Source organism: Dietzia lutea, from assembly GCF_003096075.1.
Classification (GTDB): Bacteria; Actinomycetota; Actinomycetes; order Mycobacteriales; family Mycobacteriaceae; genus Dietzia; species Dietzia lutea.
This window is the reverse complement of record NZ_CP015449.1, coordinates 2777890-2795782: the sequence shown is the minus strand read 5'-3', so window position 1 is coordinate 2795782 and position 17893 is coordinate 2777890. Positions and strand designations below refer to the sequence as shown.

Sequence of the window (17893 nt, the reverse complement as noted above, 5' to 3'; positions counted from 1 at the left end):
CATGGACGGGCCCGATCCCGCGTCGAGGCCCGGCCCCGCGCCGGGCCCGCCGTCCGGCTCGGACCTGCGGGCGCTCATCCCGCAGGTGATCGGCGTCCTCGTCCGCCGCGGAGCCGACTTCGCCGCGGCCGAGGACGCCGTGCAGGACGCCCTCGTCGAGTCCCTGCGCAGCTGGCCCGCCGACCCGCCGCGCGACCCCCGGGCCTGGCTGATCGCCGTGGGGTGGCGCAAGTTCCTCGACGCCGCCCGCTCGGACTCCGCCCGTCGGCGCCGCGAGGACCTGGCGACGGCGGAGCAGGTGGTGGCCTCGTCGTCGTACTCTCCGCTCCTCCCGGGTGACCGGGGTGACGCGGGTGACCCACGCGCCCAGGGCGACCGACGCGACGTCGACGACACCCTCTGGCTCTACTTCCTGTGCGCGCACCCGGCGCTGCCGATGCCGTCGGCGATCGCGCTGACCCTCCGCGCGGTCGGCGGCCTGACCACGCGGCAGATCGCGCGGGCGTTCCTCGTCCCCGAGGCCACCATGGCGCAGCGCATCAGCCGCGCCAAACGTACGCTCGCCGGCCAGCGGCTCGACCGGCCCGGCGACGTGGCGACCGTCCTGCGGGTGCTCTACCTGGTGTTCAACGAGGGCTACACCGGCGAGGTCGACCTGGCCGCCGAGGCGCTGCGCCTGACCCGGCAGCTGTCGGCGGCCATCGATCACCCCGAGGTGCGCGGGCTGCTGGCGCTGATGATGCTGCACCACGCGCGCCGGGCGGCGCGGTTCGGGGGCGCGGCGCGAGGTGGGGCTGGCGGGCGCGGGTCCGGCCCGGGGAACGGGGGCGACGACGACGAGCTCATCCCCCTCGCCGAGCAGGACAGACGCCTCTGGGACGCGGACGCCATCGCGGAAGGGACCGCGATCCTGCAGGCAGCGCTCGCGCGCGACCAGCTGGGGGAATATCAGGCGCAGGCCGCGATCGCCGCCCTGCATGCCGATGCCCCGTCGACCGCGGAGACGGACTGGCTGCAGATCGTCGAGTGGTACGACGAGCTGCTGGCCCTGCGCGAGAGCCCGGTGGCGCGGCTCGGTCGGGCAGTCGCGGTGGGTCACGCCGACGGCCCGCACGCCGGGTTGGCTGCGTTGGCCGAGGTGCCCGAGACGCTGCCCCGGCACGCGGCGGCCCGGGCCTACCTGCATGAACAGGCGGGGGAGTCGGCGACGGCAGCGCGGCTGTTCGAGCGGGCCGCCGCAGAGGCGACCTCGATGGCCGAGCGCCGGTACCTCGCCCGCAAGGCCGCGGAGCTGGGTGAGCGGCGGTGAGCGGGGGAGCCCCTCCGGCCGCCGGCGCAGTCGCACACACTCTGAGACCCGCGCTGCCGCGAGCCCACTGACGCCCGCGCGCAGCCGCTCCCGGCGATGGCGTCTCGCTCCCGAGCCTGGCGTCTCGCGTGTGCGCCTGCATTCCCGCACGGAAGGCTCATCGCACAGCCGCTCCTGCGGATGGCGTCTCGCTCCCGCGGATGGACGAGATTTCTGCAGCCGCTCCTGAACATGGCGTCTCGCCCACCCCGCGGTGCGCGCGAGACGCCATGGCGAGGGGCGGCTGTGCAGCAGGCTGGAGCCGCCGCGGAATGTCGGTGTGGGCGGTCGCGCCGGGCGCACAGATGGCGACGGCGGCATTCACGCCGAGGGCACAGTGTCCGGCGTGGTTCACACCACGAACCGGTATCCGCGCCCCGGCTCGGTGATCAGATGGCGGGGCGCGGCGGAGTCGTCCTCGAGCTTGCGACGCAGCTGCGCCATGTACACCCGCAGGTAGTGGGTCTCCTTCTGGTAGCCCTCGCCCCACACGGTGCGCAGGATCTCCTGCTGGGTGACCAGCCGGCCAGGGTGACGGGCGAGAATCTCGAGCACTCCCCACTCGGTGGGGGTCAGGTGCAGGGCCCGGCCCTCGCGGGTGACCGTGGAGGCGCGCAGGTCGATCGTGAACCCCGGTGTCTCGATCACCGCCTCGCCCGAGGGTTCCGGGCGACTGCCCCGACGCAACGCCGCGCGGACGCGGGCCGCGAACTCGTCCATGGCGAACGGCTTGGTCACGTAGTCGTCCGCGCCCGCGTCCAGCGCCTCGACCTTGTCCGACGAGTCGGTCCGAGCCGACAGCACCAGGACGGGGGCCCTCGACCAGCCCTGCAGACCGTGCAGCACCTGAACGCCGTCCATGTCCGGCAGTCCCAGATCGAGGATGATGAGGTCTGGCGAGCAGTCCGCGGCGCGGGCCAGGGCGTCGGCGGCGGTCATCGCCGTGACCACGGTCATGCCGCGCGCTCGGAGAGTGATGCGCAGAGCGCGCAGGAGCTGGGGATCGTCGTCCACGACCAGCACCGTCGTCGTCATCGGCTCGCTCCCCGGCTCGGCGCGACTTCCGGGGCGGTCGCTGCGGCCGGTGAGGTCGGGGCGGTCGCTGCGGCGGGGGCGCCCGGGTCGGCCGAGGCGCTGACCAGCGACGTGGCGCACGCCGGGAGATCGACCTCGACGGTCGTTCCGCCGCCGGGTGTCTCGTCGATCGACACGGTCCCGCCCATCGCCTCGGTGAACCCACGCACGACGGACAGGCCCAGCCCGATGCCGGTAGTGGCGTTGGCGTCGCCCTCGCGGTGGAACGAGCGGAACACGGCCTCGCGGGAATGCCCGGGGATGCCGGGGCCGCTGTCGGCGACGGCGATCAGGGTGCGCGCCCGTCTGCTCGCGGCCCCGCCGGGATGTCCCTCCACGGCCTCGCCGGAGCGATCGTCGCGGGGCCCGGCGGAGTGCAGTGTGCGCGCGGTGAGCCGGACCTCCGACCCGGGGGCGTGGCGCAGGGCGTTGTCCAACAGGTTCCCCAGCACGCGTTCGAGCAGGCCGGGGTCGGCCCACACCGTGGCGCCGGCGGTGTCCACGCTGACGCGGGCGCGTTCGTCGGGGGTGCCGACCGTCGCGGCGAGCAGGGCGGTCACCGCGACCTCCTCCACGTCGACCTCGCGGGGCACCGGATGCACCGCCCCGGCCGCGAGACGGGAGGAGTCGAGCAGATTGTCCACCAGCGAGACCAGGTGATCGGCGGACTCCTCGATCGTGGCCAGCAGCTCTGCCGTGTCCTCGGGGCTGAAGTCGACATCGCCCGAGCGCAGCGAGGACACCGAGAGCTTGACCGCGGCCAGCGGCGTCCGCAGGTCGTGGCCGACGGCCGAGAGCAGGGACCGGCGCAGGCGATCGGCCTCCGCCACGGCCTGGGCGTCGGCGGCGATGCGCGTGAGCTCGCCGTGCCGGACGAGCGACGAGGCGTGGCCGGCCACCACGTCCAGGATCTGCAGGTCGTGGCCGGTCAGCTGCGGGCCGGACAGGAGCAGCTGCTCGCCGGCGCCGGTGCTCACGGTGGTGGTCGCCTCCTCCCCGCCGAGCGGAACCCTGGCGCCCGCCGCGGCCAGCACGCGCCCGTCGACGTCGACGAAGGTCACACCGTCCTGGCCGTACACGTCGCGGACCTTCTCGAGCAGGTCGTCCAGCCGGTGGGTGCGCAGCGCCGAGCGGGCGAACAGGGTGAGCAGTTCGGCGTCGCGGGCGGAGAGCGAGGCCTCCCGGTGCCGCCGCGCCGACAGGTCCACCAGCGCCGAGACGGCGATGGCCACCGCGACCATCGCCACCAACGAGACGAGGTTGCCGGCGTCGGCCACGGCCAGGCTCGCGAACGGGGGAGTGTGGAAGAAGTTGAGCACCAGCCCCGAGATCAGCGCGCACACCGCGGCGGGCCACACCCCGCCCAACAGCGACACCGCCAGCACGCCGACCAGGAAGAACCACCCCTGCGAGCTGGCGTCCCAGCGGGGGTCGACGAGCAACGTCAGGCCCAGGATCGCGGCGGGCACCACCACGGCACCCGCCCACGCCAGCACTCGACGGGTGGCCGGACGGGGCGGGGTGAGCGCGCGGCCGCCGGAGGACTCGGCGTGCGTGACCATGTGCACGTCGATCGACCCCGACTCCTGGACGACGGCCGAGCCGATGCCCTCGTCGAACAGCCGCTTCCACCTGCTGCGGCGGGAGGTGCCCAGCACCAGCTGGGTGGCGTTCACGCCGCGTGCGAACTCCAGCAGCGTGGTGCGGACGTCGTCGCCGACCACCACGTGCACGCGCGCCCCGCAGCTGGCGGCGATCTCCTTCACCTGCGGCATGTGGTCGCGCCCGGAGGCCAGCCCGTCGCCGCGCAGGACGTGCACCACCACCAGCTCGGCGGAGGAACGGGAGGCGATGCGGCTCGCGCGGCGTACCAGTACCAGCGACTCGGGGCCGCCGGTCACGGCCACCACCACGCGCTCGCGCGCCTCCCACGTGTCGGTGATGCGCTCGGTGTGCCGGTACCGGGCCAGGGCCTCGTCCACGCGGTCGGCCAGCCACAGCAGGGCCAGCTCGCGCAGGGCGGTGAGGTTGCCCATGCGGAAGTAGTTGCCCAGCGCGGCGTCGACCTGCTCGGCCCGGTACACCTGGCCCGCGGACAGGCGGCCGCGCAGCTGCTCGGGACTGACGTCGATCAGCTCGATCTCGTCGGCCGCCCGCACCACGGCGTCCGGGACGGTCTCCTGCTGTTCGGTGCCGGTGATGGCCGAGACCACGTCGTTCAGGCTCTCCAGGTGCTGGATGTTGAGCGTGGAGTGGACGTCGATCCCGGCGTCGAGCAGGTCGGCGATGTCCTGCCACCGCTTGGCGTGCTCGACGCCGGGCGCGTTGGTGTGGGCCAGCTCGTCGACCAGCGCGATCTGCGGCGCCCGCGACAGGACCGCGGGCAGATCCATCTCGCTCACGGCGGTGCTGCGGTAGTCGATCTCCCGCCGCGGGATCTGCTCGAGCCCGTCCAGCGCCGCGGCCGTGCCCGCGCGCCCGTGTGTCTCGACCAGGCCCACCACCACGTCGCGTCCGTCGGCGGCCAGGCGCTGCGCGCGGAGCAGCATCTCGGTGGTCTTGCCGACGCCCGGCGCCGACCCGAGATAGATGAGAAGCCGCCCGCGCCCCGCGCCCGACGAACCCCGCGCCGCGCCCAACACACCCCGCCCCGCGCCTGTCATGCGAGAAACCTACTCCCGCGCATCCCTACCCCGGTCCTGGCAGCCCGGAGCGATGAGCCCCAGCGCCGCGTTGAGCTCGGTCACGCGCACGCGCGGCTGCCCGAGGAACCCCCACTGCCGGCCGTCGGTGTGAGCCTCGACCAGGTCGCGGACCTCCTGCTCGGGCAGGCCCAGCACCCGGGCGACGCGCGGGGCCTGCAGCTCCGCGTAAGCGGGGGAGATGTGCGGGTCCAGGCCGGAGCCGGAGCCGCTGACCGCGTCCACCGGCACGCGGGCCGGGGTCACGCCCTCGCGCTCGGCGATGAGCGCGCGGCGGATCCCCACCCACTCGGCCAGCTCGGGGTTGGACGGCCCCTTGTTGGAGGGCAGGCCGGCGGCGCCGGGGGTGTCGGAGGCGGAGCCGCCGGGGGCCATGGCGGCGGCAACGCGATCGTCCTCGCTGCCGCCGCCCGCCGCGCTGCTGCCCACGACCCGCGCGTGGAAGAACGGGTCGGGCGCGCCGGGGGAGACCTGCGGGTCCACCGCGAGCAGCGCCGAGCCCACCGGGCAGCCGGCGGCGTCGTGGACGATCGAGCCCTCGGCCGAGGCGGCGTCCACACGGGAGACGGCCCACACGGCGGCCGGGTAGACCAGCCCGCACAGGAGGGTGAACACGGCCACGGCGATCAGCGCGGGCCGGAGTTGTCGGAGGAGCATCTGCACAGTGGTCATGTCAGGCGAGTCCCGGGAGGTGTCGGATGAGGAGGTCGATGAGCCAGATCCCGGCGAACGGGGCCGCGACGCCGCCCAAGCCGTAGATCAGTAGGTTGCGCCGCAACAGCGAGGCGGCCGAGCCCGCGCGGTACCGGACTCCGCGCAGGGCGAGCGGGACCAGCGCCACGATCACGAGCGCGTTGAAGATCACCGCTGAGAGGATGGCCGACTCGGGGCTGGCCAGCCGCATCACGTTGAGCGCCTCGAGCTGCGGGAACACCCCGGCGAACAGGGCGGGCAGGATCGCGAAGTACTTGGCCAGGTCGTTGGCCAGCGAGAACGTGGTGAGCGCGCCGCGCGTGATGAGCAGCTGCTTGCCGATCCCCACCACGGCGATGAGCTTGGTGGGGTCGGAGTCGAGGTCGATCATGTTGCCGGCCTCTTTGGCGGCGGTGGTGCCGGTGTTCATGGCCACGCCCACGTCGGCCTGCGCGAGGGCGGGGGCGTCGTTGGTGCCGTCGCCGGTCATGGCGACCAGCCGCCCGCCGGCCTGCTCGGCGCGGATGCGCTCGAGCTTGTCCTCGGGCGTGGCCTCGGCGAGGTAGTCGTCGACGCCGGCCTCGGCCGCGATCGCGGCCGCCGTCAGCGGGTTGTCGCCGGTGATCATCACCGTGCGGATGCCCATGGCGCGCAGCTCGGCGAACCGCTCCCGCATGCCGGGTTTGACCACGTCCGCCAGCTCGATGACGCCCAGCACCCGCGCCTCGCCGGCCGTGTCAGAGCCGCCGTCGGTGACGGCCGGGGCGTGGGCGTCGGCCTTGCCGTCCGAGCGTGGCGCGGTGGTGATGTCGACGACGACGAGGGGCGTCGCTCCCCGACGCGCCACGGACTCCACGACTTCGCGAAGGCCGTCCGGCTCGTGGCCGCCGAGACGCTGGACCAGCGCGAGGACCGAGTCGGCGGCACCCTTCCGGATGCTCTGACCACGCAGGCCATCGGGTAGGTCGATGCCCGAGACCCGCGTGCGCGCGGAGAAGGGGACCACCTCGGCGCCAGCCGGGAGTGGCGTTCTCGTCGTCGTCGTCCCGTCGGTCTCTCCCCGCGCGGCGGCGGGGTCTGCGGCGGTGGGGTACTCGCGCTCGCACAGCTCCACCACGCTGCGCCCCTCGGGCGTCTCATCGGCGAGGCTCGCCAGCAGCGCGGCGCGCGCGAGGTCCTCGGCGGTCACACCCTCGGCCGGGTGCAGGGCCACGGCGCGGCGCGACCCGAACGTGATGGTGCCGGTCTTGTCGAGCAGGAGGGTGTCGATGTCGCCGGCGGCCTCCACGGCGCGGCCGGAGCGCGCGAGCACGTTGTGCTGGACCAGGCGGTCCATGCCCGCGATGCCGATCGCCGAGAGCAGCGCGCCGATCGTGGTGGGGATGAGGCAGACGAGCAGCGCGATGAGGCGGATGGGGTCGATCTGGCCGCCCGAGTAGGCGGTCAGCGGGCCCAGCGCGACCACCGCGACGAGCAGCACGATCGTGAGCATGGCCAGCAGGATGTCCAGCGCGATCTCGTTTGGCGTCTTGCGGCGCTCGGCGCCCTCCACCAGCGCGATCATGCGATCGACAAAGGACTCGCCGGGGGAGGAGGTGATGCGCACGACGATTCGGTCGGACAGCACCACGGTCCCGCCCGTCACGGCGCTGCGGTCGCCGCCCGACTCGCGGATGACGGGCGCGGACTCGCCGGTGATGGCCGACTCGTCGACGGTGGCGATGCCCTCGACCACGTCGCCGTCGCCGGGGATCGTCTCGCCGGCCGCGACCTCCACCAAGTCGCCCACTTTCAGCTGGGTGGACGGGATGGTCTCGGTGCGCGGCCCGCGCCGCACGCGCGCGGTGGTCTCGCGGGTGACCTTGCGCAGGCTGTCGGCCTGCGCCTTGCCACGACCCTCGGCTACGGACTCGGCCAGGGCGGCGAACAGGACGGTGGCCCACAGCCAGGCGGCCGTGGCCCAGCCGAACACGGTGGGCTGCATGGCCGCGAGCACGGTGGTGAGCGCCGAGCCGACCCACACCACGAAGAGGACCGGGTTGCGCACCTGGTGGCGCGGGTCGAGCTTGCGCACTGCAATGGGCAGGGCGGCCGGCAGCGCGCGGACGAGGGTGGCCAGGCCCGCGCTGCGCGGGGCGGCCGGCAGCGTGTCCGGCGGCGTTGCGGTTGGGTCGGATCGGTCAAGGGTCGTGGTCACTGGAGGGCCTCCGCGATGGGTCCGAGAACGAGGGCGGGAAGGAAGGTCAGGGCCGCCACCAGCACGACCACGCCGGTGAGCAGTCCCGCGAAGAGCGGGCGGTCGGTGGGCAGGGTGCCCGGGCCGGGTGCACTGCGGACCTGGGCGGCAAAGGCGCCGGCCATGGCCAGCACCAGCACGATGGGCAGTAAGCGGCCGAGCAGCATGGCGACGCCCAGCGCGGCCTGGAACCAGTGGTCGGTGACGGTGAGCCCGCCGAACGCCGAGCCGTTGTTGTTGGCGGCGGAGGCGAAGGCGTAGAGGTACTCGCTCAGCCCGTGGGCGGAGTTGGGCGAGCCGGGCTCGCCGCCGTTGCCCTGGGCGGCCAGCGCGGAGGGCAGCAGGGCGGTGATCGCCACACCGGTCAGGACGAGCACCGGCATGACCAGCAGCGACAGGCTGGCGCACGTGATCTCGCGCCGGCCGATCTTCTTGCCCAGGAACTCGGGCGTCCGGCCCACGAGCAGGCCGCCCACGAACACCGCCAGCACGGCCAGCACCAGGATCCCGTAGAGGCCGGTGCCCACGCCGCCGGGCGCGATCTCGCCGAGCAGCATGTTGAGGATCAGCGCGCCGCCGCCCAGGGCCGAGTAACTGTCGTGCGACGAGTTCACCGCGCCCGTGGACGTGCCGGTGGTGGACACGGCGAACAGGGTCGAGCCGGGGATGCCCAGCCGGACCTCCTTGCCCTCCATCTGCCCGCCGGCGGCGGCGGCCGCGACGCCCATCGCGTGGTACTCGGCCCAGGTGACCAGCGCGAGCATGCCGGCCCAGAGCGTGGCCATCACGCCGAGGATCGTCAGCCCGTGCGCGCGCGTCCCGGCGCCCGACTGCGCGAGCATCGTGCCGAACGTGCGGGTGAGCGCCACCGGGAGGAGCAGCAGCGCGAGGATCGACAGCAGGTTGCTCGCCGGTGTGGGGTTGGAGAACGGGTGCGCCGAGTTGGCGCCGAAGACGCCGCCGCCGTTGGTGCCCAGCAGCTTGATGGCCTCCTGCGAGGCGGCCGGCGCGGCGGCGATGGTCTGCGCAGCGCCGTCGAGGGCGGTCACCGCGGTGCCGCTGCTGAACGACTGCACCACGCCCTGGGTGAGGAACAGTGCGGCGAGCACCATGCTCAGCGGCAGCAGGATCCGGACGACGGCGCGGGTGAGGTCCACCCAGAAGTTGCCGAGAGTCTCGCTACGCACGCGGCACAGGCCGCGCACCACCGCGATCGCCACACACATGCCCACGGCCGCGGAGAGGAAGTTCTGCACGGTCAGCCCGGCCATCTGGGTCAGGTTGGTCATCGTGCTCTCGGGCAGGTAGGCCTGCCAGTTGGTGTTGGTCACAAACGACACGGCGGTGTTGAACGCCATCGCCGGCTCTACAGCGGTCTGGTCGTTGCCCGCCGACGGCAGCACGTGCTGGAGTCGCTGCAGCGCGTACAGCGCGAGCAGGCCCGCGGCGGAGAAGACGAGCACGCTCAGCGCGTACACCCGCCACGACTGCTCGCGGCGCGCGTCGACCCGCAGCACGCGATACACGGCCCGCTCGACCCCTAGGTCGCGGTCACTGCTGAACACGTGCGCCATGTAGTCGCCGAGCGGGACGTACAGGCAGGCCAGCAGGCCGATGAGGACGGCGATCTGCAGCCCGGCCGCCACGGCCGGGGTCATGAGAACCGCTCCGGGTCGATGAGTGCGGCCAGGAGGTAGCCGAGGGTGATGACGGCGACGACGACGAGGACAACGGACGTCACGCCTGCGACGCTCACCGCTCGCTCTCCAGGGGTGCGGGGCCGGCAGCCGCGGCGGGTGACGCGGTCGCGGGCACCGGCAGATCGGACCGGGACAGCCGGTCGACGACCCCCGCGCAGGCGGCCACGCAGGCCAGCGTCAACGCGAGGTAGGCGATATCGAGCATCGCGGGCGGATCGCTTTCTCTAGGGTGAGCAGCGCGGCGGCGGCCGACACTGCTCGAGAAGCGTCCTGCGCTCGGGGCCCCGCCGGAAGAGGCGTTTACGGGTTCTTGACGCCGCGGTCGCCGATCTTTACCCGTCCCTGACAGCGTGCGTGGTCGGTGGTCGGCTCATCCGGCCCGGCGTAGCGTGCGGGCATGACCGATTCTCAGCAGACCCCGAGCAGTGACAGCGGATCCCGGAGCAACGATCCCGGTGACGAGACCCTCGGCGCCCCGGTCCCCGAGGGGCGGGCCACCGGCAGTGGGTCGCTGCAGCGTGACCCCGACGACTGGGTCACCGGCGACGAGCCCATGACCGAGGCGCAGAAGAGCTACCTCGACACCCTGGCCCGCGAGGCCGGCGAGGAGCTCCCGGCGACCCTGTCCAAGGCGGAGGCGTCCGAGCACATCGACCGCCTGCAGAAGGGCAACCCGCGCACCGACCAGTCGTAGGCGTCGGGCTCCGCGGGGGGACGCGTCCGCGCGGCACGGTCGCGGCGATTCCCGGAGTTCGACAGTGCGCGAACGGAAGTACCGCTAACATGATCGGTGGCCGTCAGGTGTGTACTCCTTGGCGGCGTCTACGTGGAGAGGATGCGAGGGGCGGAACGGCCCGCGATCAGCGCTCAGCGATCCCCGGGGCCGCGAGCGGGCCGCCCTCGCCGAAGGCGTGCCGGGCGAAGCGGGTGCCGATCACCTCGTGTGTCCCCGTGTCGGGGTGGAGCGCGTCGGGCAGGGGATGCTCTGCCGCGTCCTCCGCTCCGTAGAGCTCCGTGCCGTCGAGGTAGTGCAGGTTCTCATCGTCCCGGTGCGCGAAGACCGAGGACAGGGCGTCGCGGATCACCCGCAGTGTGAGACGTCCCTGGGCGGTGTCGCCGGTCTCGCCGGTGGCCTCGAAGAGGGCGCGCCCGGCGCTGAAGCTCTCCGCCGCGATCGCGCCGGGCCCCGGGGTGTCCTCGTGGATCCCGCAGTAGATCGGCGAGACGAGCAATATCGGCGTGGTGGGGTGCCCGTCGCGGATCGTGTCGAGGAAGCCGTGGACCGCGGGGACGAACGAGCGCAGCCTCATGGAGTCGGAGTTCACCACGTTGATGCCCAGCTTGAGGCTGATGACATCGGCCGGGGTGTCGCGCATGGCGCGGGCCGTGAACGGGTCGACCAGGGCGCTGCCGCCGAAGCCGAGGTTCCGTAGTTCGACCCCGCCGAGCCGGGCGGCCACGGCGGGCCAGATCCGCGCGGGCGTCGTGGCATTGGAGCCGTGGCTGATGGAACTGCCGTGATGGAGCCAGGCCCGCCGCGTGGTCGGCGCCGGGGTCAGCGGGGCGTCCGCGCGGAGCTTGACGATCTCGACCCGCTCATTGTGCGGCAGCCACAGCTCGACGAGCTTCTCGCCCGCGCCGATGTCCTCGAACCGCGTGAGGTGGGGCGGGCCGCTCACGAGCGAGGTGGAGCCGGTCTGGAGGTCGGTCTCGATGGCGTCGCCGCCGGTGAGCAGGTCGCTCGAGACGAGCTGCTGTTCGATCACCAGATCGACGCTGCCGCGGGGGCGCTCGATCCCGCGGTAGTCGATCCGCGTGGTGTGGGTGACGAGCTCGATGCTCTGCGCCTCGGTGACCATCGCCAGTCTCACGCCGGAGGGCTGCGCCTCCATGGAGGACAGCTGCGGGTCGGGGAACTGTGCGCCGACCCAGGCGGGGAGACGGTGCGGCAGCACCCCCCGCGAGGTGGTCTCCACGTGGTCGTGCCCGCGGAGCATCCTTGTGATGTCGGTGACGTGATTCATTCGGCGTCCGTCCTTGTCGTCTGCGCGGTGCGGTGTGACCGGCCAAGCCTGCAGCATACGGAAGACGCGCCGTAGCCCCCGCGCTAATTGAACGCGCGTTCATGTTGACGGACGCGCACGCGCGACGCTGAACAAAGAATGTATGCCACACAGGAAATTTTGAGCGTTCTCTCAGCGCGAACGGTCAATCCTCGCTGATGGAGTTCCCGCGAATTGACCTATCCTTAGGTGGTCTGTCAACATATGACTTGTGAAGGCGCGGGCCGGTTTCCGGCCGACAGACCATCACATTCCCCTCACCCCCTCGGGGTTCCGCTGTGTCGGAATCCACCAACCATCAAGGATGGAAATGAAGAAGACCACCAAGGGCGCACTCGCCGCCGGTGCAGCCGCTGTTCTCCTCGCCGGCGGTGCCGGAACCTTCGCCGCGTGGACCGAGAGCGGCGACGCCACCCCGGGCGCCAGCGTCCAGACCGGCAGCCTGGGTGTCACCCAGGTGGCGAACAGTGCGTCCTGGACCTGGGCCGACGGCACGGCATTCGATCCCAACTCGGACACCCTCGTCCCGGGCGACTCGATCGAGTTCACCGGCCGTTACCTCCTGGACGTCGAGGGGTCGAACCTCCGGGCAGAGCTGGTCGCCACCAGCGGCACCAGCGCCCTCCCGGCCGGACTGGAGTGGACGCCCAACTCGGGTAACACCCTGACCGATCTCTCCGAGGTGCCGGACGACAACACGGAGGTCACCGTCGGCGGCACCCTGACCTTCGCCCCGGGCGCCGACGCCTCGATGAACGAGACCATCACGGTCAACGAGCTGACTGTCACCATCAGCCAGACCGCGCCCGCGTCCGTGCCCGCGCCGACCGGGGACGCGTAAGCACCTCAGATGAAAGCCGGCGTCACGTGGACGCTCGTCGGGGCGTCGGTGGTGCTGCTCGGATTCGCGTCCGTGCAGCTCACCGACGCCGCCTGGCGGGATTCCGAGACGATGGGTGGCTCGAGCATCCGCACCGGCCACCTGAACATCACCGGCGCCGGCCAGGTCGACCTGGACCTGGCGGGCCTGGCGAAGGAGAACATGAACACCGGTGACCAGGTGCAGATCCCGTTGACAGTGGTCAACGACAGCACCGTGACCGTCGACTACCGACTCAGCGGGGTCGCGCCCGCGGCGGGCACCACCCCTCCGGCCCTGGGCCTGCGGGTCGCCCGGGTCGCCGAGGAGGCCGCCTGCCCCGCGTCGGGGTCTGACGGACTCCCGGGGACCCAGCTGTACTCGGGCTCGATCGCCGGAGCGAGCACGGTGAACACCACGCTCGCCGCGGACGCGTCCGACGTCCTGTGCCTCACCGCCACCGCCTCGGCTGTGGCCCCCGAGCAGGACGGGCGTTACGTCTTCACGTTCGAGGCGGCCCAGCAGTGACCGCGTCGGACTTGATGACGACGGCCTCTGACGGGGACGCCTCGAACAGCGGCGCCTCGAACAGGGACGCGGGCCATTCCGAGGAGGCGACCCCGCTCAGCTGGTGGGTGCGCACGATCGGCGGTTGGCTGCTGTTCCTCGTGGTGGCGGGCATGCTGTTGGCCCTGATCGTGGTACCGCGGGTCAGCGGGGCGCAGGCATACACGGTGCTGACCGGGTCGATGGAGCCGACCATCTCGCCGGGCGCGCTCGTCGTCGTCCGGCCCACTCCGGTGGAGGAACTGCAGGTCGGCGACGTCGTCACGGTCCAGCCCTACTCCGGGAATCCGGCGGTGGTCACGCACCGCGTCACCGGCGTCTATTACGACCCGTCGGGTCAGCCGCGCATCACCACGCAGGGCGATGCCAACAACACGCCCGACGACTGGTCGCTCGTGCCCGAGCAGGTGCGCGGCGTCCTGTGGTACTCCGTGCCGCAGCTCGGCCGCGTCAACCTGCTTCTCTCCGGGGACACGCGGGCGCTCGGCGTCGCCGTGGTGTCGGGCGGCCTGCTGCTCTACGCGGTGTGGATGCTCGGAAGCGGCGTCCGCGACCGCGCGCGGGACAGGCGCATCCAGCGGACGTCCGCGCCGGCCGGACGTGGCGGCAGGGTCGCCGCCCGGATCGGTGGGGGAGACGACGACGATGTGGGCCCGTAGCCGTCAGCTGTGGCGGGACTCCCGCTGGCGCGAGTCGGGCTGGACGCGCGCGAGGGCCCTGTTGGCTCTCGGCATGGTCGTCGGACTCGGTGCGGTCGGGACCACTGCGAAGTGGTCCCGCACCGTCACCGCCGAGACCGGCCTGTTCAGCACCGGATCGGTCGATCTGACGGTCAACGGTGCCTCGCCCACCTTCTCGTTCGCCCCGATGACCGATCTCGGCCCGGGGGACGCGTCCTCCCTCTCCGGGTCGATCACGCTCCGCAACACCGGCGAGATCGACCTGGCCTATCTCGTGGACCTGCGAGTCGACGCGCTGTCGACGGCGGAGACCACGCCCGGGTACGAACGCGGTGACGCCGCCGCGCTCGCCGACCATCTCACCCTCACCATGTTCGCCGGCGGGACGAGCACCGGTACCACCTGTTCAGGAGGAACCGAGCTCGCCGCCCCGCGGACCCTCACCGCCGACGGTGCGGACCGCACGCTGCTCACGGACCCGCGTGACATCGACGCGAGCGGTACCGACGACCTGTGCGTCACGATGGCGCTGGACGACGCGGCGCCCCGCGAGACGCGACTGGCGCAGATCGGCGTGACCTTCACCATCAACTCGGAGATCCGATGACAGCGCCCACGCGCACCCCGCCCCGGCGCGCGCGGGAGATCGCCCTCAACCTCGGCGCGGCCCTGGGACTGCTGTGTCTCCTCGCCGCGTCCGCGTCCCTGTTCCTGGGGATCACCCCGCTGGTGTTCCGCTCGGGCTCCATGGCGCCCACTATCCCCACGGGTGCCCTCGGGCTGGCCACCTCCGTGCCGGCCGTTGAGCTGGAGCCGGGCGACATCGTCAGCGTGGACGACGCCACCGGCGACCGGATCACGCACCGCGCGATCGACGTGGAACCACTGGCGGACGGCAGCGCGGCCGTCCGGATGCGCGGCGACGCGAACGATGCGCCGGACCGGGCACCGTACGTCGTCAGCGAGGCCGATCGCGTCTTCTTCCACGTCGACCATCTCGGCTATGCCGTCGCCTGGCTGTCCACCCCGGTGGCGATCTTCCTCGGCGGGATGCTGGCCGGCGGCGCGGCCGTGATCGCCTTCGGGCGCACCCGCAACACACAGGAAGGCGACCCGGCCGATGCGGACTCACCTGCGCTCACGGGAGCCGGCGACAACCGGTTCGCGCGCGACGAGGACGGGATCGGCCGTGGCTGAACCGGCATGGACGACGCGAGCGCTGCGGGCGCGTGCGCTGCCGACACGAGGTGCGCTGCTGGCCCGTCGGGCGCGTGCGTGGCGCGGTGCGGTCGCTGCCGCCGGAGTGGCCGCGGTCGCGGCCAGCATGACCCAGGTGGTCGGCACGATGGCGGCCCCGGCGGCCGTGCGGACGGCCACGGCGCCCATCTCCACGGCGAACTACTTCCCGACTCCGCTGCCGGACCGGATCGCGTGCTCCGACGCCACGTCCGACGCCGGGGACTCCGTGGTGGACATCGCGTGGGCGAGCGCCGGGCCGGGGATGACGTACCTCGTCCGAGTGACCCGCGCCGACACGGGCGACCCGATCACCGCCACCGTCACCGAGGAGACGTCCTTCCGGTACCGCGGGCAGGGCGCGGGCGCGACGGACCGAGTGTCCGTCTCGACCGTGAACACCGCCAGCGGGCCCACCGACGAGACCCGCGTCCGCTCCTCGGGCTCGGTGAGCCACCTGGTCTCTGTCGAGTCGGACGTCGCGACACGGTGCTCGGGCGGTCCGCTGTACGACGACCCGAACCAGCCGTGGGAGAACCAGGCGGAATGGACCCCACCGGCAGCAGCGGGCGCGCCCGCCCCTGAGGCGGAGGCGGCCGCCGACCACTACCCGGAGTCCACGTCCGCGGCGGAGGCGGCCGATGCCGCAGACGCCCCCGCGCCGGGCGACGCGGGAGAGTCGTCGACCACGAGCCCGTCTCCGACGAGCGCCGCGCCGACCCCGGCCTTGCCGACGACGACCGCCGCCCCGGCCCCCAGCACGTCGACCCCGGCCGGATCGCCATCGCCGACCAGCACGGCCTCGGCCGATGACGCGCCCGCGGCCGGGGAACCCGCGACTCGCGCCGTGCTCGGCGGCGACCCGATCACCGTGGGGGAGGTGCAGGTGCGTCTCGACGAGATCAACGGCGAGCCGCACGTCATCGTCGCCGCGGACGGAAGCCGGGTGTGCACTGCGGCGGTCCCCGGGGCCACCGCCATCGAGAACGTCGGCGGCGTCCTCACCGTCACCGGCGGCGGGCCGGACAGGACCGTGGACACCGCGACGTGTGAGGTCACCTGAGGCGTCGGGTCCGCACGAGCCATCAGCTTCTCACGAGCCGCCGGGGTCACGCGAGCCTTCTGGGTCACACAAGTGGGTCTCGCTCCACGGGCTGAACAGGTTGTAAAATTCCGCTCAAAAGGCGGGTGGTCGCGATGACTGTTCAGAATCGGGTGATGTCGCGGAAGGCCGTGTCGGGAGACCGCGCGGAGCGTGCACTGCGAGAGCTCGACGACCCGCTGTTCGCCGACCTCGTCGTGAAGGAACTCCGTCGGCGCAGCTCGTTTACAGGCGTCGCCGGACAGGTCGACGGGACCCTGCAGGCCGCGCGCTCACGGGCCGGGGATCCGCTCCGCGGGCCGGCGGGCGCGCCCGCCACCAGCCGCCGATCCGTCGTCCCCTGCGCACCGCGCAGCGCCGCGTTGCAGGTGCCCCACGTCTGCTCGTACGAGGCGGGCGAGATCCTCGTCCGGCGCGGCGTCCTTCCCGACTCCGCGCCCACCGATGCGCTGCGGACCTTCGCCCGCCAGGGCCGGCTCATCGTGTTGCGCGGCGACCGCAGGTGGGTCTACCCGCGGTTCCAGCTCGCCCACTTCGACCCCCGCCGAGCGGACGACATCGTCGCCGTGGTCAACCGGATGCTCGACGCCGGTCACGCCCCGGAGGCCGCCACCGTGTGGTGGACCACGCCGACCAGCTCGCTGCCCGGGCGGCGCCCGCCCATGGAACTGCTGGGTCAGGACCACGCCGCGCTCCGCGAGCTGGCCGCGGCCTACGTCATCGGCGCGGACCTCTAGCCCGACGCCGGGTGCCGCGCGCCCGTTCAGCGTGGTCGGCCGCTCGACCGGCGCCGGGTCGGCGCGACCTCGCGCCGCAGGTTCGGGTGAGGTCGGTCGCTCGCGGTCACTCCTGCGAGCCGCCGCTCCCTAGACTGCCCACATGATCGTTTCCGCTGCGTCGCCTTCGACCGACCCCTCCGCGGGGTACGACGGATTCATCGGCTGGGTCCTCACCCTCATGGAGACACTCGGCGAGATCGGCGTCGGTATCGCGATCCTGCTGGAGACCTTCCTGCCGCCGATCCCGTCCGAGGCCGTCCTTCCCGGCGCCGGCTTCCTGGCCTACGAAGGTCGGATGAACTTCTGGCTGGCCTGGGCGGCGGCGACCGCGGGCGCGCTGCTCGGCGCGTGGATCTGGTACGTCGTGGGCGCGGCGCTCGGGCGTGACCGCACCCGCCGCCTCGTCGGCCGGATCCCGCTGCTGGACCACGACGACTTCGACAAGTCGGAGGCGTTCTTCCAGCGCTGGGGCGGGGTCGCCGTGCTGGTGGGACGCTGTGTCCCCCTCGTGCGGTCGTTCATCTCCATCCCCGCGGGCATCGAGCGGATGTCGTTCACCCACTTCAGCGCCTACACGCTGCTCGGGTCCGGTGTGTGGAACGCCATCTGGATCGGCGCCGGGTACCTCTTCGGCCCCGCCATCCGGCCCGCGCTTGAGCAGTGGAGCGGAGCGCTGTCCAACGCGGTGGTGGCGGTGATCGCCATCGCGTTCGTGTGGTTCGTGGTCAAGCGCGTGCGCCGACTCGTGCGGTCGTCGGCCGGCGAGAAGAAGTCGGTCGGTAGCGACCACTGAGATGCGACCGCATGTGGGCCGGACCGGCCCACCGTGCGTCCGGCGGCGTGTCGAGCGCGAT

18 protein-coding genes are annotated in these 17893 nt (G+C 72.7%); 10 read left to right on the top strand and 8 right to left on the bottom strand.

Translation table 11 applies throughout. The annotated features are described in order from the left end of the window. Position 1 precedes the first annotated feature (1 nt). Positions 2-1309 (top strand): RNA polymerase sigma factor, encoded by a 1308-nt coding sequence (locus A6035_RS12800; protein ID WP_108848091.1) that lies wholly within the window; start codon positions 2-4, stop codon positions 1307-1309. A gap of 390 nt (positions 1310-1699) precedes the next feature. On the opposite strand, the gene A6035_RS12795 is transcribed toward A6035_RS12800, so the two are convergent. Genes A6035_RS12795 through A6035_RS18265 form a run of 7 tightly spaced genes read right to left on the bottom strand, consistent with a single transcriptional unit; the run spans position 1700 to position 9958 of the window. Then, positions 1700-2383, bottom strand: coding sequence for a response regulator (locus A6035_RS12795; RefSeq protein WP_108849275.1), 684 nt, complete (start codon positions 2381-2383; stop codon positions 1700-1702). Further along, positions 2380-5085, bottom strand: coding sequence for a sensor histidine kinase (locus A6035_RS12790; protein WP_108848090.1), 2706 nt, complete (start codon positions 5083-5085; stop codon positions 2380-2382). The genes A6035_RS12795 and A6035_RS12790 overlap by 4 nt, the downstream gene beginning before the upstream one ends. A 9-nt stretch (positions 5086-5094) precedes the next feature. Beyond that, positions 5095-5796, bottom strand: a complete 702-nt coding sequence (locus tag A6035_RS12785; RefSeq protein ID WP_108848089.1) for a potassium-transporting ATPase subunit C — start codon at positions 5794-5796, stop codon at positions 5095-5097. A gap of 1 nt (position 5797) precedes the next feature. Then, positions 5798-8014: a potassium-transporting ATPase subunit KdpB gene (gene kdpB / locus A6035_RS12780; RefSeq protein WP_108848088.1), complete on the bottom strand. Its 2217-nt coding sequence runs from the start codon at positions 8012-8014 to the stop codon at positions 5798-5800. After that, entirely contained in the window at positions 8011-9711 is a 1701-nt protein-coding gene (kdpA, locus tag A6035_RS12775; protein WP_108848087.1) for a potassium-transporting ATPase subunit KdpA, read from the bottom strand. The genes kdpB and kdpA overlap by 4 nt, the downstream gene beginning before the upstream one ends. Continuing rightward, entirely contained in the window at positions 9708-9809 is a 102-nt protein-coding gene (gene kdpF, locus A6035_RS12770; protein WP_108848086.1) for a K(+)-transporting ATPase subunit F, read from the bottom strand. Before kdpF ends, kdpA begins: the two co-directional genes overlap by 4 nt. After that, positions 9806-9958, bottom strand: coding sequence for a hypothetical protein (locus A6035_RS18265; RefSeq protein ID WP_159149316.1), 153 nt, complete (start codon positions 9956-9958; stop codon positions 9806-9808). Before A6035_RS18265 ends, kdpF begins: the two co-directional genes overlap by 4 nt. A gap of 192 nt (positions 9959-10150) precedes the next feature. Here A6035_RS18265 and A6035_RS12765 point away from each other — a divergent pair, with 192 nt between their 5' ends. Beyond that, on the top strand, positions 10151-10447 hold the full coding sequence (locus A6035_RS12765; RefSeq protein WP_108848085.1) for a DUF3072 domain-containing protein: 297 nt from the start codon (positions 10151-10153) through the stop codon (positions 10445-10447). Positions 10448-10613: 166 nt separating this feature from the next. On the opposite strand, the gene A6035_RS12760 is transcribed toward A6035_RS12765, so the two are convergent. Beyond that, positions 10614-11777, bottom strand: a complete 1164-nt coding sequence (locus A6035_RS12760) for an SGNH/GDSL hydrolase family protein (RefSeq protein ID WP_108848084.1) — start codon at positions 11775-11777, stop codon at positions 10614-10616. A gap of 349 nt (positions 11778-12126) precedes the next feature. Here A6035_RS12760 and A6035_RS12755 point away from each other — a divergent pair, with 349 nt between their 5' ends. From A6035_RS12755 to A6035_RS12720, 8 genes are all read left to right on the top strand, one after another. Continuing rightward, entirely contained in the window at positions 12127-12657 is a 531-nt protein-coding gene (locus A6035_RS12755; RefSeq protein ID WP_159149317.1) for an alternate-type signal peptide domain-containing protein, read from the top strand. A 9-nt stretch (positions 12658-12666) separates the two neighbouring features. After that, complete coding sequence (locus A6035_RS12750; RefSeq protein WP_108848082.1) at positions 12667-13203, top strand: hypothetical protein; 537 nt, start codon at positions 12667-12669, stop codon at positions 13201-13203. Between the two features lie 14 nt (positions 13204-13217). Further along, the gene (locus A6035_RS12745) at positions 13218-13901 is read left to right on the top strand and encodes a signal peptidase I (RefSeq protein WP_108849274.1); all 684 of its coding nucleotides are present in this window, start codon (positions 13218-13220) and stop codon (positions 13899-13901) included. Continuing rightward, the gene (locus tag A6035_RS12740) at positions 13888-14529 is read left to right on the top strand and encodes a hypothetical protein (RefSeq protein WP_108848081.1); all 642 of its coding nucleotides are present in this window, start codon (positions 13888-13890) and stop codon (positions 14527-14529) included. Before A6035_RS12745 ends, A6035_RS12740 begins: the two co-directional genes overlap by 14 nt. Beyond that, on the top strand, positions 14526-15119 hold the full coding sequence (locus A6035_RS12735; protein ID WP_108848080.1) for a S24/S26 family peptidase: 594 nt from the start codon (positions 14526-14528) through the stop codon (positions 15117-15119). Before A6035_RS12740 ends, A6035_RS12735 begins: the two co-directional genes overlap by 4 nt. Beyond that, positions 15112-16221, top strand: coding sequence for a hypothetical protein (locus A6035_RS12730; protein ID WP_162533999.1), 1110 nt, complete (start codon positions 15112-15114; stop codon positions 16219-16221). Before A6035_RS12735 ends, A6035_RS12730 begins: the two co-directional genes overlap by 8 nt. Before the next feature lie 134 nt (positions 16222-16355). Beyond that, positions 16356-16997, top strand: coding sequence for a hypothetical protein (locus A6035_RS12725; protein WP_162533998.1), 642 nt, complete (start codon positions 16356-16358; stop codon positions 16995-16997). 142 nt (positions 16998-17139) lie between these two features. Next, positions 17140-17832 (top strand): DedA family protein, encoded by a 693-nt coding sequence (locus A6035_RS12720; protein ID WP_108848077.1) that lies wholly within the window; start codon positions 17140-17142, stop codon positions 17830-17832. Positions 17833-17893: the final 61 nt, after the last annotated feature.